This is a genomic window from Paenibacillus sp. EKM10P (genome assembly GCF_011800655.1).
GTDB lineage: Bacteria > Bacillota > Bacilli > Paenibacillales > Paenibacillaceae > Paenibacillus > Paenibacillus polymyxa.
In genome coordinates this window covers 722,283-747,948 of sequence record NZ_JAALET010000002.1, presented here as the reverse complement: position 1 = coordinate 747,948, position 25,666 = coordinate 722,283, and the positions used below count along the sequence as shown (strand labels likewise).

Here is a 25,666-nt window from a genome sequence, read left to right as displayed (position 1 = left end):
AGTACAATATATAATAAGTATATAGAACATACGTTCTGGATATACCTCATCATAGGGATTTTTCTGTTGCCAAAGCAATCATCAATTATTGGAAAAGTGTTAGGAAGTCCTAATTCCATGTGCCATTGTGGTAAAGATTCTTTCGTATATGACCGATGACAGTCAAACAAAATTTGTGTTAAGCTAATGGATAAAAAACTTACATAGAAGGGATAGCGTTCTGATAGCGGTCGTTTTCTACTTTTAACTTAAGAAAGTCGAGAAAGAAGGTTTACATATTGTCACGTTCGTTATATGTAGCTTTATTATTGTTGAGCCTTATTTGGGGCGGTTCTTTTATGTTTATTAAGGTGTTATTGCTACATCAAGTAGGACCGTGGACCATTGTATTTCTGCGATCCAGTTTTGGTCTTATTTTTATCATCTTATTAATGCTTCTTATACGCAAGCCGTTTAAAATCAAAAGCATTCCGTGGAAATCGGTTATTCTGGTAGCATGTGTCAACATGGTTTTACCATGGACATTGATTGGTTTTAGTGAGACCAGAATAGCTAGCAGCATGGCTTCTGTATTGAATGCCACCACGCCAATATGGACTATGTTGGTGGGTCTTGTCTTCTTCGGAGCTATATTTCATCGCCTGCAGTGGTTAGGAATGGGGCTCGCTTTTATAGGAATTATTATTTTATTGGGTATTAATCCTGCCTCTATTATTTCTGTTGATCCGGTAGGTTTTGGATGTATGCTGCTTGCGACTCTCTGCTACGGATTTGGAACACAGCTCTCCAAACGTTTTCTTTCCAATCTTTCCATGTATCAGGCGACCTTTGCGACACTGTTTGGTGCGGCAGCAGGGGGTGGTATTATGATGGTAATTATAGAGAGACCAGATTTGTCGATCGTTTCTGTTCCAGGAGTATTAGGTTCCCTAATAGGACTAGGAGTTTTGGGTTCAGGGGTAGCATATATCTTGTTCAACTATATGATTTTGCGGGGGAGTGCGGAATTCGCTTCTTCGGTAACGTATTTTGTACCCGTGAGTGCCATCGTATGGGGCTTTTTACTTCTGAATGAGCATATCGGCTGGAACGTGCTGACCGGTCTGGTTCTTATACTCGGGGGCGTATTTATGGCCAATCAGCGCAGAACAGCCAAACTAAGGGTAATAACTCCAAGTGAAAATAAAACACACTCAGGTCATTGAATGTGTACTCGCCAAACCTTTGGTATAATGCGTCAACTCGCACATACAATAAAGCATGCTCACACATAAAATAAAATATGGTGCAGCAAAAAAGCAAGCTGTTTAGCAGGTGACAAGGTGTGGTATAATAAATTATAGAATTATATGCACCACAGAAATGTCGGAGTTTTATTCCACAAAAGAAAGGATCAGGATACCATGTGTCCCCGAAGGATACTTCCCCAAAGGACGATTTGGAAACGATTTGATCTGTCTTATACTTAGCTTTTCCGCGGAGTAACGTCAAGTTGCGAAAGCCAACTCTGCGGAAGAGGGGATTGTACATGCGAAGGACCAAGTCCTCCAGGCACATCTTACCAGGTTGCTTCCGTAAGAGTGGGTTCATCCACATCAAACTTACGAGAAACCGAGGGAGCCTGTATGAGGAAAACTTACGAATCTATCGTGAACAATGGAGCACTGAGACAGATTGCTGTCATGTTGCTCGGAACATGCATTTTAGCTTTTACGTACTATCACATTAACGCCCAGAATCATTTGTCAGAGGGCGGATTTGCAGGCTTAGCTCTGCTGGGGCATTATGCGTTTGGCATATCTCCAGCATGGAGTATGCTGATGCTTGATGTTCCTGTCATATTGCTGGCATGGGTACTGAAGGGCAAAAGATTTATGATGCTAGCATTAATCGGAGCCGTCGCCTTTTCACTGTTTTATGCAGGATTTGAGAAATACTCGACTCTGGTTATAGACCTGCATGGAAATCTGCTAATAGCAGCTCTACTTTGTGGGGTGCTCACAGGTTTAGGAGCCGGAATCGTACTGCGATTCGGTGGAGCAACCGGGGGCGATGATATTTTGTCTCTGCTGGTGAGCGAGTGGCGCGGATGGAAAATCGGCAACGTGTTTATTGTCAGTGACATCATCGTGCTAGGATTATCGCTGTTGTATCTGCCTGTAAAGGAAACAATGTTTACAATACTGGCTGTGTGGCTTGCCGGAAAAATAATTACATGGACGACCACGTTCCAATTGCACCGACCTGTGAAAAAGGTACTGCCAGCGGCTATTCCCGCTAAAAAGGTAGTTACCAAAACAGTGCCGGTCGTCCACAGCCTTCGTCAATAAGGAAAGGGTGTTACGTCAGGAGAGAAATCTTCTTACGTAACACCCTTTCGCTGTATTCAGCTTCATCTCCCTCTTCTTTGATCGCTCGGCAATTCACGTTCAGCAACACATGAAGGACTCTTTAGAATTAGAAAAAGCAAAATTTTGGTCATACCCATTGTAACTTGAATGCTGTTTTTGTATTTTTTCTACTGCTTCTTATTTTCTTCTACAGGATGATTATCGTTCCATTCCTCAGCTTGAGCAGTGGCAATCGCAATAGCACGCCCTTCTTCATAGCCCTCGCGGAGTAGAGCGTTAGCGATATCAACGGCTTTTTCTCGCACCCGGGGTTCCAGATTTTTCATGGATGGCGGGTAATCATGTTTGTTCCAAGGCATTGTTGCACACTCCTTTTTAGCAGGTGTTGTACTATGTATTACCCGTTGTTGGCTTAGACAAACAAAAATTAAAGTAATGAATGTATTGTAAAATATATCTTGAGAAAAGGCGTATAATGGTGTGCAGAATACCAGAAAAAGGAGTGGAACATTTGCTTGCCTGGGGTTTCGTTTTTTTACTAACCATCATCATTCATACTACCGATAGTTTGTCTTATGCTCTTCGGCTTGGTGGTTTGCGAGCACGTCGGATTGGATTGGCCTTAACCGTGGCCGGAATGCTGCTGTTGGTTTCACGCACCTCCAATATGGCGCAGGGGCCTTTACTTGGAGGGATGGTCGATCAGGCTAAAGAGTCAGCACAATTGGGCGGAACGGATACGAGACTGGAACTGTATATGCACGGGGTACTGCTGGCCGCCACCGTTGGAACTATGTTTGCTATATTACTGTATCCAACAGTGGTGCGCATGTCAGCCAGATGGATTGTGCATTTGGAGCATACTGGATCTATTCCAGCTTTAATACGTCATTTAATGAGTCGAAATCGCTGGAAGCATGCAGGCTACTAAATAAAGCGCCCTAGCTGGTCCATGCTTACCTCCCTGATCAGTGGAGTGATCCCCAAGCGTCTAATTATTTTAAATATTGCCGTTACCGCAATTTATACAACTGGAGTGGTATCTGCCTTGTATGCGTCATTTCTATGGCCCGCCCAAGGTACGGCAATGTCAATGTCGTCAGGCTTAATCAATGGCGTCGCAACGGTATTGTTGACCTTGTTAATTGATCCAAGATTGGCGGTGTTGTCAGAAAAAACGCTACGAGGGGAGCTACCCCTAATTCGGATGAATAGTGTGTACGGTTGGATGATCATCTCGCGTTTGGCAGGAACTTTATTAGCTCAGCTATTGCTGGTACCGCTAGCCATTTGGCTTGGGTGGGTGATGAGCTAGATCGTAAAGATGTGCTGCCATATCCAAAAAAGGCTGACCCGTGACCATCTAATAAAGATGATTCCGGGTCAGCCTTAATGATTTTACGGCTGCTTACTTTTCAAATAATGACTTATATGCTCCATATCCTTCACGCTCCAAGTCTTCCTGAGGCACAAAGCGGAGCGCGGCAGAATTGATACAATAACGCAAACCCTCTGGACCTGGACCATCATCGAATACGTGCCCTAAATGGGAGTCTGCTTCGCGACTTCGCACCTCGGTACGAATCATGAAATGGCTGAGATCGGTCTTTTCTTTGACATTGTAACTGCGCAACGGACGGGTAAAGCTAGGCCAGCCGCAACCCGCATCATATTTGTCCAGTGAACTAAACAAAGGCTCTCCTGATACGATATCCACGTAAATGCCTTCAGCTTCATGATCCCAAAACTCATTTTGAAATGGGCGCTCGGTCGCGTTTTTTTGTGTTACTTCGTATTGAATAGGCGTCAGCCGATCTTTGAGCCCGGACTTATCAATCTTGGCAGCCCAATTTTGCTCAATAAAATCTTCACGTCCCGACCCTTTGCGGTAGCGTTTGTAGTGAGCGGGGTTTTTCTTATGATAGTCCTGATGATATTCTTCTGCTTCATAAAAAGTTGCGGCAGGCAGAATAGATGTTGCAATGGGCTTGTCAAAACGGCCACTTTGAGCGAGAGCTTCTTTGGAAGCCTCTGCCTTGATGCGTTGTTCATCATTATGATAGAAAATAGCCGTTTGGTAGGATGAACCTCTATCGTGAAATTGTCCACCTTCATCCGTTGGATCAATCTGTTGCCAAAATAACTCCAACAGTTTTTCATACGGGAACACTTGGGGGTCGAATGTAATCTGCACGGCTTCCACATGTCCCGTTGTTTCAGAGCATACCTCTTCATAGGTAGGATTTTCGGTATGTCCCCCTGTATATCCAGATCTAACCTTCAAAATACCGGGCATTTCCTCAAAAGGGGAGACCATGCACCAGAAGCAGCCGCCCGCAAAAGTTGCCTTTTCTACCGTGTTTGGATTGTTGGTGCTCATATTTTATCACTCCAATCTGAGAATGTTTAATTAGTTGTTATTTAAATAGCTTACAATTAAATTATATACGGGATTTTTGCAAAATCCAACGAAACATCAGAAAGTACTCAGCTGCGTAGCTGTAGTGTGTCCCAAAAAAAGCAATCAAACATTCTACAGAACCGGTACAAACTCATTGCTATCATGTTTTGTTGGCGCGCCTAACTCTTTTTCGGTAAAGTACAAATCCGCCACCTACCAGTGCAGTATATAGCAGTAAAATAAACAAACCCGTGATTGGATGTTCCGCAAAGGTACCGCCTGCATAAGCATACACTGCAATTGCTGGAAGCTTGCCGATCGCTGTGCCTAGCATAAAGCTCCAGAAAGGAAACCCTGCTACTCCGGCATATACATTTACAGCTGCCTGAGGAATGACTGGAATCAGGCGAGCCAGTAGCACAGCAGTAAAAGGCTCTTTCTCCATGACCTGATTGAAGCGCTCCAGTGCGGGAACACGCTCCATATAAGCACGTCCTTTGTCACGAAACAGGGTACGTACGGCACTGTATACGACCAACGCAGCGAAAGTAGTGCCAAGCCAGCAAATCAGAGCACCTTGCCAGGCGCCTGCTGCATAAGCAATGGAAGCGATAATCAGCTTGTAAGGGATAAACGGAATTAACGCGAATAAAAATGCGAGCAGCAGCAGAACCGGAAAGGAGGTTTGCTTGTCTGCCCATGCGAGCCAATCATATCTGTAGATAAACGCGATGCAGAGCAGCGAAACATAAGCCGCGGGGAGTAACCATTTTTTCATTTACATACCTCTTTCAATATCCCTGTTCGGCTTATTGCTTATACAGAAAAAAATAGGGTTCACATTCCCAAAAATGTATGCTATACTGCCACTAACAGAATAGTTCCCAAAGGGGAGTAGCTCAGCGAGTAAAGTCGTCATTACGGGATTCTTAATCCCCGGCTTTATTGGCAACGTAATGTTGTAAGCGAGACCTTTGCCAGGATTTTAGGAATCCGGGTAAATGGTCTTTTTTTGATGCCAAAATGGGGTCAAGCGCCGTTTCCGGATTCTGCGAAATGGCGCTTTTTTAGTATAAAGCGCTGAACTATGTACAGTATAACAAATAAATAAAGAAGGTGGGAGAAACGTATGGATTTTTTGTCAATTGAGTTTTTAACCGCATTATTGTCCATCATTATCATTGATCTGGTACTAGCTGGTGATAATGCGATCGTAATCGGCTTGGCGGCGCGGAATGTTGATAAGGCCAATCAAAAGAAGGTCATTATCTGGGGAACGGTCGGAGCAGTCATCATTCGTGTGATTGCTACCGTGCTGGTCACATACTTACTGCAAATATATGGATTGCGTTTGGTTGGGGGTCTCGCCCTTATCTATATCGCCTATAAGTTGTTGGTCGAAGAGAAAAAACATGAAATTTCAGCTACAAATCAGATGTGGGCAGCGATTCGCACCATTATTATTGCGGATACAATGATGGGACTCGATAATGTGCTTGCTGTTGCGGGAGCCGCTCATGGGGATATGCTACTTGTTATTCTCGGTCTGGCAATCTCCGTTCCGATCATGGTATGGGGAAGCACGATTATTCTGAAACTGACAGAACGTTACCCGGTAGTGATTACAATTGGAGCCGCAGTATTAGCGTATACCGCTGCTAAAATGGTGGTGGCTGAGCCATTAATTGCACATTGGTTCGCAAATGGAGTCGTTAAATATGGTTTCGAAGCCTTGGTTGTAGTTTTGGTTGTAGCCATTGGGATGCGTGTTAAAAAAATAAAAAGTGAGAAAACAAAAAAGGAAGCATTGCACGCATAAGCTAACTTATATTGAAGTAATCTGGCTGAAGCTGGATACTCAAGTCTTAGAGGCTGTTCCGTCAGGTCCATCTGGATCGGGAGTAGCCTCTTTTCTTTGCTTGTCAGCGGACTTCCATGTAAACTAGACAACAGATGAAATGAGTGATTAGAGGTGGAACGATATGGACAAGCAAATCAAGACAAGAGTAGCGATTGCAGGATTGGGTGGTATCGCTCGTAAAGTGTACCTGCCGTTACTGTCTGCACACCAAGGCGTAGACATCGTAGGTGTCATGAACCGTTCACAGGAGCCGGTTAGTTCTACTATGGAGCAGTATAGACTACCTAGAGGAACGACGGATATGAAGGAAATGCTGGCATGGGAGCCGGAAGCTGTATTTATACATGCGGCCACCGAAGCACATTTTGACCTAGTCATGGCGTGTATTGAAAAAGGGATAGCGGTGTACGTGGATAAACCATTGTCCTATGATGTTCGTCAGAATCTGGAAATGACTGCTTTCGCGGAGGCACAGGCTGTACTGCTGGCGGTAGGTTTTAATCGGCGTTTTGCTCCGCACTATGTGGCTGCAAAAGCTTGGCTAGAGGAAGTGGGTGGTTTCAGTCAATGTGCGGCGATTAAACACCGAACTGGATATGATCGTAGACCGGCGGCACAGACGGTTTATGATGATTTAATTCACATGCTTGACTTGCTATTATGGCTGGGTGGCGATGATTATGAGCAACTGCATAGTAGTCTGAATACAACGAGTGAAGGTTACATGGACGCTGCATTTGGGACTTTGCGTTTGGGGGATGCTGCCGGTACATACAGTATGAGCAGACAGGCAGGGGCTGACATAGAGAAGCTGGAGCTTCACGGGGCAGGACGGTCTGTTGAGGTAACGAATATGGAACAGGCTGTTTTCATGCAAAAAAATAATTTATCACAAACTCAAACTTTTGGAAGTTGGGATACAATATTAGAAAGACGGGGATTTACCGGGGTGGTGAATCATTTTCTGGAGCATATTCATCGTCCGGAGAAGTGTGCGATACAAGCTGGAAAAGTCCTGGAAAGCCATATGCTGGCAGAAGAACTGATTAGTCGTTTGCGTAATTAATAAGGAACCATGACGATCGAGACATCAAGAGTTATAGGTTGAAGGAGAAATGTATCAATGGAAGACAACCGCGGAAAACAGTTAGAAGAAGCCATCATTGAAAATTATAAGCAAGAAGAAGATATGATGATCCTTGTGTTTGCTCAATGGTGCATTAATAACGGCTTGGAGCCAGAGGAATTATATCGTGTAGCGTATCCACAGCAGGATAGCAACGAGCGTCTGCTACGAATACGCAAACTGACTGTATCGCGCGAAGAAGCAGGTGATATTCCGCTGGATACGGTATTAGGTGTGCTGTCCATGTTCGGAAATGAGGACTTGGCGATGGTCGTATCCGAGGCGGCTGCCCAGCTCCCGTCGGAACGAAAATAAGTCCAGCTAAAATAAAACATCTGGCAAAATCATCATAACATCGTGTAAATAAACTATTTACTGAGGATATTGTTGATCGGGAGGGTAAGCTGACGATGGAAGATATACCTGTGCCAAGCACTTGTAAAGGCTGTGAAAGAGATATCGCTTTATCGGAAGAGCAAATTACCAGAATACTAAACAATATGAGACCCAAAATGGAATGTGTAAACGATGAAGTGTACGAAGCCAGACTGTTGGCCTGCGCACAATGCAATGAGTTAATGTCGGGGCATACATGTGGCAGTAGCGGAAGTATTGTTCGTATACGTGCCCTGGCAGCAGCTCAAAATTGTCCCAGCTACCATGGTTCACGTTGGCAAGGATCAGCTTGAAAAATGTAAAGCCCAGACTCAGTTAAACCTGAGATTACAGGCTAAAGTAGTCATCCCCTGGTCTGCCTTAATGGCGGACCTTTTTAGTTTGCTTGGACTTTGTTGTTAGCAATTGACAAATTGTAGACAATAAAATATATTAAACACGTAAAATGTTTTTATTTAATTATTAATATTTATATTAATTAACAGGTTTTTAGGCATGACAACGTGTAACATTAGAGTCCAAAAAGTAACGGTAGTGAGAGTGTAATTTATACCGTTATGAAAGCGTAATCATTATGTGGTATTCCAACAATCTTAATGTTTTGGGAGGGTTTGTTGTGAAGGGTTCTGTTATTGTAAATACCGATTGGGAACAGGGCATAATTAATAAAAATATTTATGGGCAATTTGCTGAGCATCTTGGACGATGCATTTATGAAGGCTTATGGGTGGGACAGGACTCTCCAATCCCTCACACTGACGGAATTCGAAATGATGTGGTAGAAGCGCTGAAACAGCTGAACATTCCTGTGCTGCGCTGGCCTGGGGGCTGTTTTGCGGATGAATATCATTGGAAAGATGGGATTGGACCGAAAGAAAACCGCAAAAGAATGGTAAATACGCACTGGGGCGGTGTGGTTGAAAATAACCATTTTGGTACACATGAGTTTTTCCAGCTGTGTGAGCTATTGAATGCAGAGCCGTATATTTGTGGGAATGTAGGCAGTGGTACAGTGCAGGAAATGTCGGAGTGGGTAGAGTACATGACCTTTGACGGGGAGTCCCCTATGGCTGCATGGCGTCAGGAAAACGGTCGTGAAAAACCTTGGAAGCTCAAATATTTTGGAGTAGGTAACGAAAACTGGGGCTGTGGCGGTAACATGCGCCCTGAATATTATGCCGACTTGTATCGCTGCTATCAGACATATGTCCGTAACTATGGAGAGAATCGCATTTATCGAATAGCTGGTGGGGCGAATGTGGATGATTACCGTTGGACCGAAGTGCTGATGCGCGAAGCCGGGCATCTGATGGACGGTTTGAGTCTACACAACTACACAATTCCGGGGAGTTGGGAAGGGAAACGACACGCAGTTGGTTTTGATGAAGCAGAATGGTTTGAGACGATGAAAAAATCATTGCATATGGATGAACTGATTACTCGTCACTCTGCCATTATGGACCAATATGATCCTGACAAACGGGTCGGGCTGATCGTCGATGAATGGGGAACTTGGTTCCTGACCGAGCCGGGTACCAATCCTGGCTTCCTTTATCAGCAAAATACGATGCGGGATGCGCTGGTAGCCGGACTACACCTGCACATATTCCATAATCATCATGATCGTGTGCAAATGACCAACATTGCTCAAATGGTCAACGTTTTGCAAGCGATGGTTTTGACAGAAGGCCCTGCTATGCTGTTGACGCCGACATACCATGTATTTGAAATGTTCAAAGTGCATCAGGATGCACAAGCACTGGCAATTCATGCGAAGGTAGGCAACTATGAGTATGATGGAGATTCCATCCCACAAGTAAGTGTGTCCGCCTCTAAGGCACAAGATGGCTTTATTCATATAAGCTTATGCAACGTCCATCCAGGTGAATCGGCAAATTTGAGCCTTGAACTAAGAGGGCTCGAAGAGGTTAAGGAGATCAATGGTGTTGTCTTAGCCAGTGACGATATGCAGGCACATAATACATTTGATCAGCCAGAGCGGGTGAAAAAGGAAGCTTTTACATCTTATCAACTGCAAGAACAGCATTTGGATGTTACGCTGCCACCAATGTCAGTTGTGATGCTGACGATTGCTCCGTAAAAACAGATTGTGGTATGTGAGTAGTATCGTATATTGTTATAAAAAAAGAGAGAGCGTTCCCCTGAACGCTCTCTTTTTCCTACAATTGCTCGCGATGAATCAACCTGAATTCCTTGGGCGACATACCAAAGCGGGAACGAAATACACGATGAAAGTATGTGTAGTTAGCAAATCCTGACGATTCGGCGGCTTGTTCCAGTGACATGGGACTGAAAATGATACGCTCCCTTGCCATGTTGAGCCTGATGTCCAGTGTGTACTGCATAATGCTCGTATCGAACGTTTCTTTAAAAAGGTGTACCGCTCGTGATACGCTGATTCCAACGTGTGAAGAGACATCATCCAGCTTAAAATTAGATGATGCATTTTCTTCAATATAATTTTTTATCTGATAAGCAAGATAGTTATGATGAGTAGCAATGGGCTGCTCAGATAGTATACGGTCAAACTCCAAACATAAAATGCGTATGTAATAGCTTGATATTTCCGGGTAAGGATTAGAAATACGTCGCTGCTCCAACACGAGCTGACGAAATAGACCAAGCAGGGCTTCTGTGAGTTGAACCTTAATTCGGTTGGGACGTTTGTGATGATTCCACCACTCATCTACCCACGGACCACCGAAAAAAATGTGATAATCCCCACTTTCAACAACCTGTTCTCCCATGGGATTCAACTCACTGTGAATATCCAGTTCATAAGGCTCGGTTGGATTGAACAGCAGCAGATCACCTGCCTCAATCCGTGTCATTTTCCCGTCAATGCGTGCTTGACAGCGTCCATCTGTTTGCAGACGGAATAAATAATTTTTGATTCCATCAGGCTGGTTCGAATAAAAGGGCTTACGGTGGAAGGAATAGCCTGCGGTAAGAACCTGGCAAGGCTCAATGATAGACATGATGATGACTCCTTTGGGCATATGGCTGTTTCAAATATTGACCAGATTGTTCATGTTTTAATCATATTATTCATTTTAAACGAAAGCAAAATAGAATACCATGTGAACTGTAAAGCTTACATGTTAGATGAGAAAGTACATGTTAGAGGCCAAGGAGTGTGAAGACGTAAAACGAATCAAGGCCGGGATTATCAGCTGTGGTAACACTAGCTCGGTATATCTTAAAATTCTCCAAACCAACCCGCCCTTTGAAGTAGTGACCTTTGGTGATCTATTGAATGGAAGGGCCAAGGAGAGGGTCGATAAATTGAGTGTTGAAAACGTATACAAAGTGGAAGGATCGATGCTTCGGCTTGAGATGGAGCTTGCATTCATCTGCCGGTACCTGGCTGCCAGGCACTGCAGATGTGCGATACCAGAGGCGGGCAAGCAGGTGTAATGGAACAGATATAACGGGAATTCATCCTGACAAAGAGGTGAAGGAGAATGACTAAAGTAGGATTGCAATTATACACAGTTAGGGAAGAGATTGAACAGGATTTTGAAGGTACATTGCGCAAGGTAGCTGAGCTGGGCTACAAAGGGGTTGAGTTTCATAACTTTTTCGGACGTAGTGCCAAGGATGTCAGAGCGCTTTTGGATGAGCTGAATCTGGAGGTTGTCGGAACCCATATACAATACAGCCGCTTGCTGCATCATTTGGATGAGGAAATTGCATATCACAAAGAATTGGGCAATAAATACCTCATTGTTCCTTATTTAACCGAAGAAGAGCGGGAGTGGGATGACCTTTTTGTTAATCTGAATCATATTGGTGAAAAAGTAAAGGAGCATGGGTTGATACTCGCCTATCACAATCATGATTTTGAACTAACAGAGAAAATCAATGATCGCCCGGTATTCGATGCTCTATATGATGCGGTTCCCGATGATTTGTTACAGGTCGAAATGGATACTTGTTGGGTATACTATGGAGGCTATGATCCAGTGGAATACATCGGACGATATCGTGGACGCCTACCTATCATTCACTTAAAGGATATGGCACGTGACGAGCAGCAGAAAGCAATTACTGTAGAGTTAGGCAAAGGAGAAGTGCAGCTTCAGGCTATTACAGACGCCGCTATTGAAGCAGGTGTGGATTGGGTTGTCGTGGAACAGGATTTCAGCTCAAATCCTCCAATCGAAAGCATTGAAACCAGTATGAAGTGGCTCCAACAATACGCAGCTCAAGGAGGAAATATTCATGTCTAAAACACTCAAGATCGGGATTATCGGTTGTGGGGGCATTGCCAACGGCAAACACTTGCCGAGTCTTGCCAAGCAAAAGAGAGCAGAAATCATTGCATTCTGTGACATTATACCAGAACGTGCTGAAGAGGCTGCTGAAAAGTATGGTGCAGAAGGATCGCAAGTTTATAGCGATTACCGTCAGTTGCTAGAAAATAAAGACATTGAAGTTGTACATGTATGTACCCCTAACGACTCGCACTCAGAAATTACAGTAGCGGCGCTGGAGGCAGGTAAGCATGTGCTATGTGAAAAGCCGATGGCTAAAACTGCTGAGCAGGCACGGGAAATGCTTGATGCGGCCAACCGTACAGGCAAAAAGCTGTCCATTGCTTATCAAAATCGTTATCGTGATGACAGTCTGTATCTGAAGCAATTGGTCGAGCAAGGAGAGCTTGGTGAGATTTATCTGGGTAAAGCCATTGCTCTACGCCGCCGTGCGGTTCCAACCTGGGGAGTGTTCTTGGATGAAGAGAAACAGGGGGGTGGCCCGCTTATTGATATCGGCACACACGCACTCGACCTGACACTTTGGCTGATGGATAATTACAAGCCTAAAAGCGTACTAGGTTCAACCTTCCATAAGCTGGGAGACCGAAAAAATGCAGCAAACGCTTTTGGACCGTGGAATCCTGATGAATTTAAAGTAGAGGACTCAGCTTTTGGATTCATCACCATGCAAAATGGAGCTACAATTGTATTGGAATCCAGCTGGGCATTAAATGTTGTAGAGTTTGGTGAAGCCAAGACGTTGTTATGCGGTACCGAAGGCGGAGCAGATATGCAGGATGGATTGCGCATTAACGGAGAAAAGAATAGCCGTTTGTTTGATACAAAAATAGATCTGAATGCAGGAGGAGTTGCCTTTTACTCCGGTGAAACGGAAAATGAAGCAGACCGTGAAGCCCGTCTGTGGATCGAATCTATTCTGGACGACAAAGAACTTCTTGTGAAGCCGGAGCAGGCACTGGTTGTTACTGAAATTTTGGAAGCCATCTATGAATCGGCCCGCACGGGAAAAGCAGTTTACTTTGACTAAGCCTATAATTATCCCGAATAGACAATCACTATAATGAAAGCAGCTTTTTTCACATATGATACAGGGAGGGATTTCTTTTGAAACTTGGAGTATTTATGGTGCTGTTTGGTGGACGTTCGCTAGAGGAGGCGCTGGATTATGTGGCTTCTCAGGGATTGGATGCTGTAGAAATTGGAACAGGTGGCAACCCGGGAGATAAGCATTGCAAGCCTGATGAGCTGCTGGAGAACGATACGGCGCTCAAAAATTTTAAAAAGGCAGTAGAATCTCGCGGACTAACGATTAGCGCGCTTAGCTGTCATGGCAATCCGCTTCACCCACAAAAGCATTTGGCACAGGCAGATCATGATGCATTTTTGAAAACCGTCCGATTGGCAGAAAAGCTGGAAGTTCCTGTCGTGAACACTTTCTCAGGCTGTCCGGGGGATCACGAGGACGCGAAGTATCCAAACTGGCCCGTGGCTCCGTGGCCTAATGATTTTCAGGAAGTATTGAAGTGGCAATGGGAGAATAAAATTATTCCTTACTGGACCGAGACAGGTAAATTTGCAGCAGATCACCATGTTAAAATAGGGCTGGAGTTACACGGGGGCTTCTCCGTGCATACACCAGCAACCTTACTTCGTTTGCGTGAAGCGGCAGGAGAGGTCATTGGTGCTAATTTGGATCCGAGCCATATGTGGTGGCAGGGAATTGATCCCGTACAGGCGGTTCAAATTTTGGGACGAGAGGGAGCCATCCACCATTTCCATGCCAAGGATACGACGATTGATCCGATCAATGTTAATAAATACGGACTTACTGATATGCAGGAGTATACGAATATGTTAGATCGAGCATGGCAGTTCCGTACTGTGGGCTATGGTCATGATGTAAAAACCTGGGCAGATATTATCAGTGCTCTGCGTTTGGTGGGATACGATTATGTAGTAAGTATTGAGCATGAAGACGGTCTGATGTCTGTAGAAGAAGGCTTTACTAAGGCTGTCCATAATCTTCGCCAGGTCCTGATTGAAGAACCGCTGAGCGAGATGTGGTGGGTCTAACCTAATAGGGGGAACTGTGATGATTAACGTCACCATTTGGAATGAATTTCTGAACGAGAAGTTAAATGAAGAAGCCAAACGGATTTATCCTAACGGCATACACCAAGCATTGGCTGACGGCTTGGCAGATGAAGGTTTTGCCATTCGAACAGCTACTCTGCGTGATAATGCCGAGCATGGTTTGGGAGAAGAAATCCTCAATTCCACAGATGTGCTGCTGTGGTGGGGACATAAAGCCCACGACCAGGTGAGCGATGAAGTTACAGCGCGTGTCGTCAAGCGTGTGCAGGAAGGGATGGGCCTCATCGTACTGCACTCAGGCCATTTTTCTAAGCCATTTAAAGCTCTGATGGGCACCAGTTGTGATTTAAAATGGAGAGTTGCAGGCGAGCAGGAGATTATTTGGTCAGTAAATCCGTTACATCCCATTGCAGAAGGGATAGACGCCAAAATTCTCTTAGAGCAGGAAGAGATGTATGGAGAGTTCTTTGATATTCCTGCGCCGGATGAACTGGTCTTTATCAGTAACTTTGAAGGCGGCGAAGTATTTAGAACTGGATGCACCTTCCATCGAGGCAGTGGTAAAATATTTTATTTCAGACCAGGGCATGAAACCTATCCAACTTATTACCAACCTGATATTTTGAAGGTCATTGCTAACAGCATCCGTTGGGCTTCTCCGACAAGTAATAAAAAACCAATATATGGTAGGAGTGAACCAGTAAGGCCTCTTGGTGGAGTGTTGGTATAGTTACAATTATCACATTATGATAAATTCTATAAAGAACAGATTTACAGGCGGAACCTCTGGGATTCCGCCTTTTTGTATTTAACGAATTAGACATATACCTGCCGCATTGGTTTGTTGTATAATCAGTTTTGGTCATGGCAACTTTATCATCACAGGTAATTAAATTTAAGAAAGTGTTTTCTTTCGGGATAAAGTATGCTAAAATGATATATACTAACAAAAGGAAAGCTTTATCAAACCGAAATGCAAAAGAAGGTGAAAAATTTGGAGAGTCAACCGCAATTTACAAAAATGTGTCCGCGTTTTGAAACCGCCTTTTCATGTCTGGGTAAGCGCTGGAATGGATTGATTATTCAATCCATGATGAGCGGTCCCAAGCGGTTTAAGGATATTTCCAATCTGATTCCCACAATGAGTGACAAAATGTTATCAGAGCGGATGAAGGATCTGGAAAATGAAGGGATTCTTACACGCCATGTATATCCGGAAACTCCTGTCCGCATTGAATATGAGCTAACCACCAAAGGTCGTGCACTTCAGCCGGTTATGGAGCAGATTCAATTTTGGGCTGAGGAATGGATTAGATGATCACCAAACTCATTAAGTGTTTTTCATAGCAAAACAGCCTTTTCCTAGGAAAAAGGCTGTTTTTTTATTTTGTGATAGGTAGTACGGCTTAATAGCTTTTAGCACGGCCTGCTACTGAGAATACTCCGGCTGTTGTACGGCGGGGGACACGGGATTGAATATCCAGTGCGGCTGTACGAAATGTGCCTAAGCACGAGTGGCAAAGTCTTCCTGCATAAATGGGAGAACGGCAAGACTCGCAAGGATAATCAAGCTGACTGTATGTGGAGGGAAATTTGCCTGCTCTTACCCAATCTGTGAGCAAATCCATAGGTGTGCCAGTCACATCACTGAGTTGGCGGGTATGAGTAGAAGGATGCCTCCATAGATAGTTAGAACAGCGGTCAAAGAATATATTTTCTTCTTGAATACAAGTGCTACACAGGTTTCTAAGATTTTGACGGAAAATGGAACCGCATTTTGGGCAATTCGAAGTATGTATCTCCATAGAAACCAGTCCTTTGTATCGGAATATAGTAGTATTTTAAAATTTATTAGTTACATATTACTATGACTTTATACCTATATCAATCTTTATTTAAAGAAATTGCTGATCTTTGAGTATATGCTGGCATCGAGATTGACATTACTCTGTTACTTATGTATTATAACTTACATAAAGTTACTATATGAATAAAATAAACTGTATACGATAAGGAGATTTTAATGATACCATCTTTATTTTTAGCACACGGATCACCTATGCTTGCTATTGAACAGACGGACTATACTGCATTTTTAGATCAGTTGGGGAAAAGCATTCATCCTAAGGCGATTGTTATCTTTACAGCTCACTGGGAGACACAAATGTTAACGATTAGTTCAATGGATGACATATACGATACAATTTATGATTTTGGAGGTTTCCCACCGGAACTGTACGAAGTGAAATATCCAGCACATGGTTCTGTTGAACTAGCTAATAAGTTGAAAAAGTTATATGAACAAAACGGCATCGAGGTACAAACTGATCATGTGAGAGGACTGGATCATGGTTCCTGGACATTGTTGCATCGTATGTATCCTGAGGCAGACATTCCGGTAGTTCAGATTTCCGTAAATCCGTACCTCTCGCCCAAAGCACAATTTGCCATTGGTGAAGTGCTGCGTGAGTTGGGAGAACAAGATATTCTGGTCATTGGCAGTGGCGTGACTGTCCATAATCTGCGTATTGTCAAATGGGGAGAAACGAAAACGGAACGTTGGGCAATTGATTTTGATGACTGGATTATCGAAAAAGTGCAAAGCGGAGATATAGAAGCTTTAGATCACTATGAAAGCGAAGCGCCGTATGCTCGTCAGGCTGTACCTAGAGCAGAACACTTTGTACCGTTGTTTATTGCAATGGGTAGTGGCGACCCTGCAAACAAAGCTAAGGTCATCCATAGAAGCTATGAGATGGGAAATTTAAGTTATCTATGTTTGCAGTTTTAAAGTGGGTAGGCAGAAGAAGGTCGAGTTATGTGCTTTGTTACTGTCCCGTCCGTTCTCTAAAAAATGGGGAGTGGAATAAAATTAGGGAGTGTTATAAGCTAATAATGGCTTACAGCACTCCCTTTTACATTAAAAAAATTTATTATATCCGGCAAATCTCACGTGGGCACAATTCACAATGACATACACCTTGCAGCATTTCCAAATCCTTGACAACAATCATACCATTATCGTATTCGACTGCATTTTTCTTACGCAGATCACTGAGCATCCGATTTACACTTTCCCGGGTAGCACCGATCATATTTGATAAGTCAGTATGAGTAATCTTTTTATGAATCAGAATATAGTCGCCGTGAGGCTCACCATAGGTGTTGCATAGTCGGATGAGTGTGGAACATAGAGCGCCAGGCTTGCCGTACATCATCAAATCGCGGAACTTGGTCTGGGTAATGCGGTGATGCGATCCCATCCATTTCATAAAGTCAATCGCAAAATCACAATGCTGACAAATAAGCAACTCCAAATCTGTATGATCGATTACGCCAATATCACTGTCCTCCAGAACCTCAGCAGAAAAGGAATGCTTAGTGCCGAAGAAAGGATCAGCTTGACCAACAAGATCGCCGCTTTGATACATATATAGAATAAGTTCCTTACCCTCATCCGTAGTTTTGGTCACTTTTACGCGTCCGCGCTTAATATAAAACAGCTTATCCGCTGTATCTCCTTCCCAGAACAGATGCGAACTTTCTGGCATAACTCGATCTTTCATCATCACTTGCAGCCGGTTGAAGCTGGCCTCCGAGAAGCAACAGGTGTTGCCGCGGGCTTCCATTACATTTGTAGGGTTTCTCATCGTCCATTTCCCCTTTGTATCCTATGTTATTTTATCTGCAACTTGATCAATTCAAATTCATTATATACCTGTGCAATGCGTTTTTGGGGCAAGATGAGGGGGTAAAAGTGGCAGAATTCCAAACTTTGTGATTTAATTCACTTCATAAAATAAAATTTTAAATAGATTGTGAAAAAAATCACAAAATATCTTAGAAAGCTGTGTTACGATCAGTGCGTGAACAAGAGATAGTACACGAGATAACAGGAGGATGAGGGAAATGGCTGTTAAAAACGAGGTTATCCAAAAAGAGCAAAGCGCAGAGCAGTATATTCAAACGCTGATTGACCGGGCGAACCGGGCACAGCAAGCTTTCATGAGTATGAATCAGGAGCAGATGGACGAAATCGTACAAGCTATGGCACTCGCAGGGATGGATAAGCACATGCACCTCGCGAAGTTGGCTGTTGAAGAAACAGGACGCGGTGTGTACGAGGACAAAATCACCAAAAACATGTTTGCAACAGAATATGTCTACCATAGCATCAAAAATGAGAAAACCGTCGGTGTCATTGAAGACAATGACTTTGATAGTTTTCAAAAGATAGCTGAACCAGTCGGTATTATCATGGGGATTACTCCAGTAACAAACCCAACTTCGACTACGATGTTCAAAGCGTTAATTGCCATTAAAACACGTAACCCAATCATTTTCGGCTTCCATCCATCTGCTCAATCGTGTAGTGCGGAAGCAGCCCGCGTCTTGCTTGAAGCAGCTGTTAAACATGGTGCTCCAGCGGATTGTATTCAATGGATTGAAGCACCTTCGATGGATAAAACAAATGTACTGATGAACCACTCTGATGTAGCGTTGATTTTGGCAACTGGTGGATCAGGCATGGTTAAGGCAGCTTATAGCTGTGGTAAACCTGCACTTGGCGTAGGTCCTGGTAACGTACCTTGCTTTATTGAGAAAACAGCCGATATCAAACAGGCCGTGAACGACCTTATCCTTTCTAAATCTTTTGATAACGGTATGATTTGTGCTTCGGAACAAGCTGTAATTATTGAAGAGCCTATCTTCGAGCAAGTGAAGAAATTGATGATTGCTAATGGTTGCTACTTTGTAAATAAAGAAGAGGCAGCTAAGCTCACTCAAGGAGCTATGAATGTAGAAAAATGTGCAGTGAACCCGGCCATTGTCGGCCAGTCTGCTGTAAAAATCGCTGAAATGAGCGGTATTACAGTACCGGCAGGAACCAAAATTTTGGTCGCTGAAATTGAAGGAGTAGGAACCAAATTCCCATTATCTGCGGAAAAATTGAGTCCGGTATTGGCTTGCTACAAAGTAAAAAATGCAGAGCAAGGTATCCAACGTGCTGCTGAAGTCGTAGAGTTCGGCGGTATGGGTCACTCGTCAGCTATCCATTCGCAAGATGAGGATGTTATTGCTCGCTTCGCAGACCGTTTGCAAACAGGACGTATCATTGTAAATGCACCTTCCACACATGGCGCAATCGGTGATATTTACAACACCAACCTTCCTTCGTTGACACTTGGTTGCGGTTCGTACGGTCGTAACTCGACTTCGTCGAACGTATCTGCAGTTAACTTGATTAATGTGAAAAGGGTGGCGAAACGGACGGTGAATATGCAATGGTTCAAAGTACCTTCCAAAATCTATTTTGAAAAAAATTCGACACAGTATCTTGCTAAAATGCCTGATATCACACGTGTAGCCATTATCACTGACCCTATGATGGTGAAACTCGGATATGTGGACCGTGTCATCCATTATTTGCACCAGCGTCAAACACCGGTTGCTATTGAAGTGTTCTCCGAAGTAGAGCCAGATCCATCGACAGTTACGGTAGAGCGCGGTACTGAAATGATGAGACGTTTCCAACCGGATTGCATCATCGCACTCGGCGGCGGTTCGCCAATGGATGCTGCTAAAGGCATGTGGATGTTCTATGAATATCCGGATACTGATTTCAATAACTTGAAACAAAAATTCATGGATATCCGTAAACGGATTTACAAGTACCCACGTCTGGGTCAAAAAGCACAATTTGTGGCTATCCCTACAACTTCGGGTACAGGTTCGGAAGTTACATCGTTTGCAGTTATTACGGACAAAAACCTGGGCAACACGAAGTACCCGCTGGCTGACTATGAGTTGACTCCTGATGTGGCAATTATTGACCCTGTGTTTGTATATTCGCTGCCTAAAACTGCTGTAGCCGATACAGGTATGGACGTTCTGACCCATGCTATCGAGGCTTATGTGTCTGTAATGGCCAATGATTATACAGATGGTCTGGCAATTAAAGCTATTCAACTGGTATTCCAATACCTGGAGCAATCGGCTCTGACTGCTGATAAGCTGGCTCGCGAAAAAATGCATAATGCTTCTACACTTGCAGGTATGGCGTTTGCTAATGCATTCTTGGGGATTAACCATAGTCTCGCACATAAATGGGGCGGACAATACCATACAGCGCATGGCCGCACGAATGCTATCTTGCTGCCGCACGTTATTCGCTACAATGCGAAAAAACCGACAAAATTTGCATCGTTCCCTAAATATTCGCACTTTGTTGCAGATGAGCGCTATGCAGAAATCGCACGCATACTGGGACTGCCTGCACGTACCACTGAAGAAGGGGTTAACAGCTTAATTGACGCGATCCGTAAGTTGAACAAAACACTCGGTATCGAGGAATCGTTCCAACAACTTGGTTTCGATCCAAAAGACTTTGAATCACGTGTAGATTATTTGGCTGACCGCGCTTTTGAGGATCAATGTACAACTGCAAATCCAAAGCTGCCGCTGGTTACTGAATTGGCTGATGTATACCGTAATGCCTTCTACGGACGCTTTGATCAATAATATAATAGTATGAAGAGGCTTGTAACTAAGCATTTTCCTATACAATACCAATGCAGGCTCTCTATATAGAGAGCCTCTTGGTTTGGGAAGGGAGGTGAACGGCAAGGCTAGAGGTATATGCGTGAAGCTAGGGAAAATAAAGTGACAAAAATCACTCATATTGTGATTTTTGTCACATACTACACTCTATCATTATTCTACAATAAGAGTGTAAGAAAGGTCCCGACACTGAGCGTAAGGCATCGGTGAAAAGGCCGGGCTCAAGAAATAGTTTAAACGTGAAAAAAATCACAAGTCCGGAAGACCAAACAATTTGGAGGGATTTACATGTCGGTGATTGAGAGAGAATTACAAGAGCAACAATCTGGCTGGAGAGGTTTTAAAAAAGGAAAATGGACTAAAGAAGTTAACGTCAACGATTTTATTGAAACAAATATCTCACCTTATGTGGGCAATGAAGAATTTTTGGTTGGTCCTACCGCCAATACAACTGCATTGTGGGAAATTGTATCTGATCTTACTAAAAAAGAGTTGGCAAACGGCGGCGTTCTTGATGTAGACGTAAATACGCCATCCACCATTATTTCACATAAACCAGGCTATTTGGACAAGGACAAAGAACAAGTTGTCGGCGTACAAACAGATGCTCCATTCAAACGTTCTTTGCAGCCGTTTGGTGGAATTCGGATGATGATCGATGCTTGTAAAGCCTATGGTTTTGAAGTGCCACAAAGCATTGTTGACATTTTCACTCATATTCGTAAAACACACAACCAAGGTGTATTTGACGCTTATACAGATGAAATGAGAGCAGCTCGTAAAGCTGGCATCATTACTGGTCTGCCAGATGCATACGGTCGTGGTCGTATAATCGGTGACTATCGTCGCGTAGCTCTGTATGGTGCAGACTTCTTGATCCAAGATAAAAAACTTCAATTGAAAAGCCTTGAAGTTGATTCCATGGAAGAAGACGTAATCCGTCTGCGTGAAGAAATTTCTGAACAAATTCGTGCTTTGAATGAATTGAAACAAATGGCTGCTGAGCACGGTTTTGATATTTCTAAACCAGCTAACAATGCAAAAGAAGCTTTCCAATGGGTATATTTTGGATATCTTGCAGCGATTAAAGAACAAAATGGTGCAGCAATGTCCTTGGGACGTGTATCTTCATTCCTTGATATTTATACTCAACGTGATCTTGAGGAAGGTGCGATGAACGAAGAACAAGCTCAGGAACTGGTCGATCATTTTGTTATGAAACTGCGTATTGTTAAGTTCCTGCGTACACCTGACTACAACGAACTGTTCAGTGGTGACCCAACTTGGGTAACAGAATCCATTGGTGGTATGTCTGTCACTGGAGAAACTCGTGTTACCAAAAACAGCTTCCGCTTCTTACACACACTGTACAACTTAGGACCTGCTCCAGAACCTAACTTGACTGTACTGTGGTCAGAAAAACTGCCTGAGGGCTTTAAAAAATATTGTGCAAAAGTTTCTATTGAAACTAGCTCCATTCAATATGAAAATGACGATTTGATGCGTCCAATCTACGGCGATGATTATGGTATTGCTTGTTGTGTATCCGCTATGAGAATCGGTAAACAAATGCAATTCTTTGGCGCTCGTGCCAACTTGGCAAAAGCTCTACTGTATGCCATTAACGGCGGTAAGGATGAAAAATCCGGCGTTCAAGTAGGACCTGAGTTCCCAGCCATTACAAGTGAAGTGCTGGATTACGAAGAAGTGTTGAGCCGTTTCAAACCTATGATGGAATGGCTGGCAAAACTGTACATGAACACTTTGAATGTTATTCACTATATGCATGATAAATATAGCTACGAACGCATTGAAATGGCGTTGCATGACCGTGATATTCTTCGTACCATGGCTTGTGGTATTGCGGGTCTGTCAGTTGCTACCGACTCCTTGAGCGCCATTAAATATGCAAAAGTTAAACCAATTCGCAACGAAAAAGGAATTGCTGTTGATTTTGAAATCGAAGGCGAATATCCTTGCTACGGTAACAATGATGACCGCGTAGATACTATCGCTGTAGAACTGGTAGAAAGCTTCATGAGCATGATCCGCAAACATAAAGCTTATCGTAATGCGGTTCCTACTCAATCTGTACTGACCATTACTTCCAACGTGGTATACGGTAAGAAAACAGGTACAACACCTGATGGACGTAAAGCAGGCGAACCGTTCGCACCAGGTGCGAACCCAATGCATGGTCGTGATAAAAAAGGTGCTCTGGCATCTCTGAGTTCCGTAGCCAAATTGCCTTATGAACACAGCTTAGATGGTATCTCGAATACCTTCTCCATCGTGCCTAAAGCACTGGGTAAAGAAGAAGAAACACGCAAAACAAACCTTGTTTCGATGATGGATGGCTACTTTGGAAGCCACGCACATCATCTGAATGTCAATGTGTTTGCTCGTGAACAACTGTTGGATGCAATGGAACACCCAGAAAACTATCCACAACTTACGATTCGTGTTTCCGGTTATGCCGTTAACTTTATCAAGCTGACTCGTGAGCAACAATTGGATGTTATTAACCGTACTTTCCACGGTACAATGTAAATAAGTTTTACGTATCAAATAATACACTGACGCACGCATAGCGGATGCGGGAAGGATGATGCAACATGTTGAAAGGTCACATACACTCATTGGAAACCTTCGGGACCGTAGATGGTCCCGGCATCCGCTTCGTGCTCTTTATGCAAGGATGCTTGTTGAAATGTCAATATTGCCATAATCCGGACACTTGGGCCTTAAATGAAGGTAATCCGATGACGTTAGAAGAAGTATTGGCTGAGATTGAACCATATTTAGCCTATTACCGTTCTTCGGGAGGCGGATTAACAGTTTCCGGTGGAGAACCGACATTACAAGCTCATTTTGTAGCAGAGCTGTTTAAAGAAGTGAAACGTCGCTGGAATTTGCACACGACATTGGACAGTAACGGCTTTAATGATGCAGGTCGTATCCATGATCTACTGGACGTAACGGATTTGGTACTACTAGATATTAAGCACATTGATAACGACAAGCATATTAAGCTTACAGGCAAATCCAACGATCGTATGCTAAGTACGGCCCGCTGGTTGTCTGAGCAAGGGCGCAAAATGTGGATTAGACACGTATTTGTACCGGGTATCCATGACGACGAGCAAGATCTACTCAATTTGGGACGGTTCATTGGAACGTTGAACGGAGTCGAGAAATTCGAAATTTTACCTTACCATCAAATGGGTGTTTACAAATGGGAAATGCTCGGCAAGGCGTATCCGCTGGAGGGAGTTCCATCTCCTACAGATGAAGAAGTTCAACGTGCTTACCGGCTCATTGAAGAGGGTCGTCTGGAGACTGCAGGAACGAATACTGCTTGCCGTCCATCATAATGTTGTAGTAAGTTTTGCAAAGCAAAAAATGAGTATACAGCGTGCACCAGTATTAAACGGTGCACGCTGTTTTAATTTGTCTTGAAATATTTAAGATAAAAAAACTTTTTTAGGCTGCGACTTGAATCGGCTTGTTCTTGCTCTGCTCACTTCTTAGTTTTCAGAAAAACGTTTCATTGTTATCTAAGTTCTTGTATTTAAAGGTAATTTTCAGTACCTGATTAACATTGATAGATACAATGAAAATTTACTAAAATATGTACTTAGATTTCACAGCACGAACTTTCGGTCGAAGTATATACAGTAAATAAATATAAAATTTATGCTACTGAAACTGAAGAGAATCATAATAGTCTTGTTTTATTGAAATTTTCAATATTTTATGAATTTTTTATTATAAAACAACAATATATATAATAATAAGGAAAAAAATGTTTACTTTTTCACCTAATTATTGTACTATGAATTTGTAAATTATAATAAAAGAAAAGGAGACAAGAAACATGGTAAAATCTAAGCTGCTAGGTTTAACTGCTCTCTCAGCTCTCACTTTATCTTTAAGTTTTGTACCTACTCAACTAACCTATGCTAAAGAAAATATGAACTCAAACACGAGTTCACAATCGGTTATTGAACAAACATTAACAAATGAAAGTGTAGTTACACCTCAAGGATCAAGGTCATATCAACTGGGTCAAACTTCTGCATCTATTTATTTAAATGGGTCTTTGGATGTACAGATTTATACGGCCTCAAGTAGTTCAGATTTGTATAGTATTGATATTTATGATAGTAACGGTAGACATGTCTACCAGCGTGATAGAAATCCTAGTGAAGGATCTAGTTTTCATGTAAGTGGTTTATATGGTTATCATACAGTTCGTGTTCAAACTTATAATAATAACGGAACTTATTCTCTAACTTGGCCTTGATTAATGACCATTTTTATTGGGTGCCCAAAGTCGATTTGATGACTTGGGGCACCTTTTCTTTTCACAAAGAGAGGACTACTACCTAACGATAAAGTAATTGTTTCACTTTGTTTATGGTTAATTTTCATATTCCAGTCATTCATAAATGCCATACTCTATAGTTACAAGTTGATAAGATGAGAGTTTTAAATAAAGCACCTATGAACAAAAATTAGCTTAATAAAAAGAGATTATTCCAATAGAGGACTTTTTATGACGAAATAAATTAG

24 protein-coding genes and 1 pseudogene are annotated in these 25,666 nt (G+C 43.0%); 19 read left to right on the top strand and 6 right to left on the bottom strand.

Annotation, left to right across the window (positions count from 1 at the left end; genetic code table 11):
• Positions 1 to 278: 278 nt before the first annotated feature.
• Positions 279 to 1,205, top strand: a complete 927-nt coding sequence (locus tag HFE01_RS08895; protein WP_107733374.1) for a DMT family transporter — start codon at positions 279 to 281, stop codon at positions 1,203 to 1,205.
• A 420-nt stretch (positions 1,206 to 1,625) separates the two neighbouring features.
• Positions 1,626 to 2,330, top strand: a complete 705-nt coding sequence (locus HFE01_RS08890; protein WP_044785253.1) for a YitT family protein — start codon at positions 1,626 to 1,628, stop codon at positions 2,328 to 2,330.
• A gap of 188 nt (positions 2,331 to 2,518) precedes the next feature.
• Here HFE01_RS08890 and HFE01_RS08885 read toward each other — a convergent pair whose 3' ends face one another.
• Positions 2,519 to 2,710, bottom strand: coding sequence for a DUF2188 domain-containing protein (locus HFE01_RS08885; RefSeq protein WP_090890085.1), 192 nt, complete (start codon positions 2,708 to 2,710; stop codon positions 2,519 to 2,521).
• Between the two features lie 80 nt (positions 2,711 to 2,790).
• On the opposite strand from HFE01_RS08885, the pseudogene HFE01_RS08880 reads away from it, so the two are divergent.
• Positions 2,791 to 3,666, top strand: a pseudogene (locus HFE01_RS08880) (lipid II flippase Amj family protein).
• Positions 3,667 to 3,759: 93 nt separating this feature from the next.
• Here HFE01_RS08880 and msrA read toward each other — a convergent pair.
• Positions 3,760 to 4,731 (bottom strand): peptide-methionine (S)-S-oxide reductase MsrA, encoded by a 972-nt coding sequence (msrA, locus tag HFE01_RS08875; protein WP_016822326.1) that lies wholly within the window; start codon positions 4,729 to 4,731, stop codon positions 3,760 to 3,762.
• 181 nt (positions 4,732 to 4,912) lie between these two features.
• Positions 4,913 to 5,530, bottom strand: coding sequence for a TVP38/TMEM64 family protein (locus HFE01_RS08870; protein WP_107733375.1), 618 nt, complete (start codon positions 5,528 to 5,530; stop codon positions 4,913 to 4,915).
• Positions 5,531 to 5,881: 351 nt separating this feature from the next.
• Here HFE01_RS08870 and HFE01_RS08865 point away from each other — a divergent pair, with 351 nt between their 5' ends.
• The 5 genes from HFE01_RS08865 to HFE01_RS08845 all read left to right on the top strand — a co-directional run bounded on the left by HFE01_RS08865 (position 5,882) and on the right by HFE01_RS08845 (position 10,236).
• Positions 5,882 to 6,571, top strand: coding sequence for a TerC family protein (locus HFE01_RS08865; protein ID WP_025365176.1), 690 nt, complete (start codon positions 5,882 to 5,884; stop codon positions 6,569 to 6,571).
• Positions 6,572 to 6,734: 163 nt separating this feature from the next.
• On the top strand, positions 6,735 to 7,679 hold the full coding sequence (locus HFE01_RS08860; RefSeq protein WP_019687925.1) for a Gfo/Idh/MocA family protein: 945 nt from the start codon (positions 6,735 to 6,737) through the stop codon (positions 7,677 to 7,679).
• 57 nt (positions 7,680 to 7,736) lie between these two features.
• On the top strand, positions 7,737 to 8,054 hold the full coding sequence (locus HFE01_RS08855; protein WP_016822322.1) for a hypothetical protein: 318 nt from the start codon (positions 7,737 to 7,739) through the stop codon (positions 8,052 to 8,054).
• 95 nt (positions 8,055 to 8,149) lie between these two features.
• The gene (locus tag HFE01_RS08850) at positions 8,150 to 8,428 is read left to right on the top strand and encodes a DUF6171 family protein (protein ID WP_019687924.1); all 279 of its coding nucleotides are present in this window, start codon (positions 8,150 to 8,152) and stop codon (positions 8,426 to 8,428) included.
• A 323-nt stretch (positions 8,429 to 8,751) separates the two neighbouring features.
• Positions 8,752 to 10,236 (top strand): alpha-N-arabinofuranosidase, encoded by a 1,485-nt coding sequence (locus tag HFE01_RS08845; RefSeq protein WP_019687923.1) that lies wholly within the window; start codon positions 8,752 to 8,754, stop codon positions 10,234 to 10,236.
• A 79-nt stretch (positions 10,237 to 10,315) separates the two neighbouring features.
• On the opposite strand, the gene HFE01_RS08840 is transcribed toward HFE01_RS08845, so the two are convergent.
• Positions 10,316 to 11,134, bottom strand: coding sequence for an AraC family transcriptional regulator (locus HFE01_RS08840; RefSeq protein WP_013371816.1), 819 nt, complete (start codon positions 11,132 to 11,134; stop codon positions 10,316 to 10,318).
• A gap of 127 nt (positions 11,135 to 11,261) precedes the next feature.
• Between HFE01_RS08840 and HFE01_RS08835 the strand changes: the two genes are divergently transcribed.
• The 6 genes from HFE01_RS08835 (at position 11,262) to HFE01_RS08810 (ending at position 15,848) form a co-directional block, all read left to right on the top strand.
• Positions 11,262 to 11,573: a Gfo/Idh/MocA family oxidoreductase gene (locus HFE01_RS08835; protein ID WP_154654546.1), complete on the top strand. Its 312-nt coding sequence runs from the start codon at positions 11,262 to 11,264 to the stop codon at positions 11,571 to 11,573.
• Positions 11,574 to 11,620: 47 nt separating this feature from the next.
• Entirely contained in the window at positions 11,621 to 12,388 is a 768-nt protein-coding gene (locus HFE01_RS08830) for a sugar phosphate isomerase/epimerase family protein (RefSeq protein ID WP_019687921.1), read from the top strand.
• Entirely contained in the window at positions 12,381 to 13,463 is a 1,083-nt protein-coding gene (locus HFE01_RS08825) for a Gfo/Idh/MocA family protein (protein ID WP_016822317.1), read from the top strand. Before HFE01_RS08830 ends, HFE01_RS08825 begins: the two co-directional genes overlap by 8 nt.
• Positions 13,464 to 13,540: 77 nt before the next feature.
• Complete coding sequence (locus HFE01_RS08820; RefSeq protein WP_016822316.1) at positions 13,541 to 14,509, top strand: sugar phosphate isomerase/epimerase family protein; 969 nt, start codon at positions 13,541 to 13,543, stop codon at positions 14,507 to 14,509.
• A gap of 19 nt (positions 14,510 to 14,528) precedes the next feature.
• A complete protein-coding gene (locus HFE01_RS08815) occupies positions 14,529 to 15,260 on the top strand; it encodes a ThuA domain-containing protein (RefSeq protein WP_019687920.1) in 732 nt (243 codons plus the stop codon).
• A 243-nt stretch (positions 15,261 to 15,503) separates the two neighbouring features.
• Positions 15,504 to 15,848 carry a winged helix-turn-helix transcriptional regulator gene (locus HFE01_RS08810; protein ID WP_013371810.1) on the top strand — a complete coding sequence of 115 codons (345 nt, stop codon included), beginning with the start codon at positions 15,504 to 15,506 and terminating at the stop codon, positions 15,846 to 15,848.
• Positions 15,849 to 15,936: 88 nt separating this feature from the next.
• Here the strand turns inward: HFE01_RS08810 and HFE01_RS27270 are convergent, their stop codons facing one another.
• Positions 15,937 to 16,173 (bottom strand): hypothetical protein, encoded by a 237-nt coding sequence (locus HFE01_RS27270; RefSeq protein WP_228552565.1) that lies wholly within the window; start codon positions 16,171 to 16,173, stop codon positions 15,937 to 15,939.
• A gap of 380 nt (positions 16,174 to 16,553) precedes the next feature.
• Between HFE01_RS27270 and HFE01_RS08800 the strand changes: the two genes are divergently transcribed.
• Positions 16,554 to 17,321: a dioxygenase family protein gene (locus tag HFE01_RS08800; protein WP_019687919.1), complete on the top strand. Its 768-nt coding sequence runs from the start codon at positions 16,554 to 16,556 to the stop codon at positions 17,319 to 17,321.
• A 142-nt stretch (positions 17,322 to 17,463) separates the two neighbouring features.
• On the opposite strand, the gene HFE01_RS08795 is transcribed toward HFE01_RS08800, so the two are convergent.
• Entirely contained in the window at positions 17,464 to 18,180 is a 717-nt protein-coding gene (locus HFE01_RS08795; protein WP_014599995.1) for a Crp/Fnr family transcriptional regulator, read from the bottom strand.
• 259 nt (positions 18,181 to 18,439) lie between these two features.
• Here HFE01_RS08795 and adhE point away from each other — a divergent pair, with 259 nt between their 5' ends.
• The 4 genes from adhE to HFE01_RS08775 all read left to right on the top strand — a co-directional run bounded on the left by adhE (position 18,440) and on the right by HFE01_RS08775 (position 25,397).
• A complete protein-coding gene (gene adhE, locus HFE01_RS08790) occupies positions 18,440 to 21,052 on the top strand; it encodes a bifunctional acetaldehyde-CoA/alcohol dehydrogenase (RefSeq protein ID WP_107733378.1) in 2,613 nt (870 codons plus the stop codon).
• Positions 21,053 to 21,379: 327 nt separating this feature from the next.
• On the top strand, positions 21,380 to 23,641 hold the full coding sequence (gene pflB, locus HFE01_RS08785) for a formate C-acetyltransferase (RefSeq protein ID WP_016822312.1): 2,262 nt from the start codon (positions 21,380 to 21,382) through the stop codon (positions 23,639 to 23,641).
• A gap of 65 nt (positions 23,642 to 23,706) precedes the next feature.
• Positions 23,707 to 24,465, top strand: coding sequence for a pyruvate formate-lyase-activating protein (gene pflA, locus HFE01_RS08780; protein ID WP_013371803.1), 759 nt, complete (start codon positions 23,707 to 23,709; stop codon positions 24,463 to 24,465).
• A 503-nt stretch (positions 24,466 to 24,968) separates the two neighbouring features.
• A complete protein-coding gene (locus HFE01_RS08775; RefSeq protein ID WP_017427487.1) occupies positions 24,969 to 25,397 on the top strand; it encodes a hypothetical protein in 429 nt (142 codons plus the stop codon).
• Positions 25,398 to 25,666: the final 269 nt, after the last annotated feature.

Coding starts and splice junctions, on each gene's coding strand:
- HFE01_RS08830 (WP_019687921.1), top strand. CDS start 11,621: ATGACTAAAGTAGGATTGCAATTATACACAGTTAGGGAAGAGATTGAA.
- HFE01_RS08855 (WP_016822322.1), top strand. CDS start 7,737: ATGGAAGACAACCGCGGAAAACAGTTAGAAGAAGCCATCATTGAAAAT.
- msrA (WP_016822326.1), bottom strand. CDS start 4,731: ATGAGCACCAACAATCCAAACACGGTAGAAAAGGCAACTTTTGCGGGC.
- HFE01_RS08810 (WP_013371810.1), top strand. CDS start 15,504: ATGCAAAAGAAGGTGAAAAATTTGGAGAGTCAACCGCAATTTACAAAA.
- HFE01_RS08860 (WP_019687925.1), top strand. CDS start 6,735: ATGGACAAGCAAATCAAGACAAGAGTAGCGATTGCAGGATTGGGTGGT.
- HFE01_RS08850 (WP_019687924.1), top strand. CDS start 8,150: ATGGAAGATATACCTGTGCCAAGCACTTGTAAAGGCTGTGAAAGAGAT.
- HFE01_RS08775 (WP_017427487.1), top strand. CDS start 24,969: ATGGTAAAATCTAAGCTGCTAGGTTTAACTGCTCTCTCAGCTCTCACT.
- pflB (WP_016822312.1), top strand. CDS start 21,380: ATGTCGGTGATTGAGAGAGAATTACAAGAGCAACAATCTGGCTGGAGA.
- HFE01_RS08795 (WP_014599995.1), bottom strand. CDS start 18,180: ATGAGAAACCCTACAAATGTAATGGAAGCCCGCGGCAACACCTGTTGC.
- HFE01_RS08800 (WP_019687919.1), top strand. CDS start 16,554: ATGATACCATCTTTATTTTTAGCACACGGATCACCTATGCTTGCTATT.
- pflA (WP_013371803.1), top strand. CDS start 23,707: ATGTTGAAAGGTCACATACACTCATTGGAAACCTTCGGGACCGTAGAT.
- HFE01_RS08840 (WP_013371816.1), bottom strand. CDS start 11,134: ATGTCTATCATTGAGCCTTGCCAGGTTCTTACCGCAGGCTATTCCTTC.
- HFE01_RS08885 (WP_090890085.1), bottom strand. CDS start 2,710: ATGCCTTGGAACAAACATGATTACCCGCCATCCATGAAAAATCTGGAA.
- adhE (WP_107733378.1), top strand. CDS start 18,440: ATGGCTGTTAAAAACGAGGTTATCCAAAAAGAGCAAAGCGCAGAGCAG.
- HFE01_RS08890 (WP_044785253.1), top strand. CDS start 1,626: ATGAGGAAAACTTACGAATCTATCGTGAACAATGGAGCACTGAGACAG.
- HFE01_RS08825 (WP_016822317.1), top strand. CDS start 12,381: ATGTCTAAAACACTCAAGATCGGGATTATCGGTTGTGGGGGCATTGCC.
- HFE01_RS08835 (WP_154654546.1), top strand. CDS start 11,262: ATGAGAAAGTACATGTTAGAGGCCAAGGAGTGTGAAGACGTAAAACGA.
- HFE01_RS08870 (WP_107733375.1), bottom strand. CDS start 5,530: ATGAAAAAATGGTTACTCCCCGCGGCTTATGTTTCGCTGCTCTGCATC.
- HFE01_RS08865 (WP_025365176.1), top strand. CDS start 5,882: ATGGATTTTTTGTCAATTGAGTTTTTAACCGCATTATTGTCCATCATT.
- HFE01_RS08815 (WP_019687920.1), top strand. CDS start 14,529: ATGATTAACGTCACCATTTGGAATGAATTTCTGAACGAGAAGTTAAAT.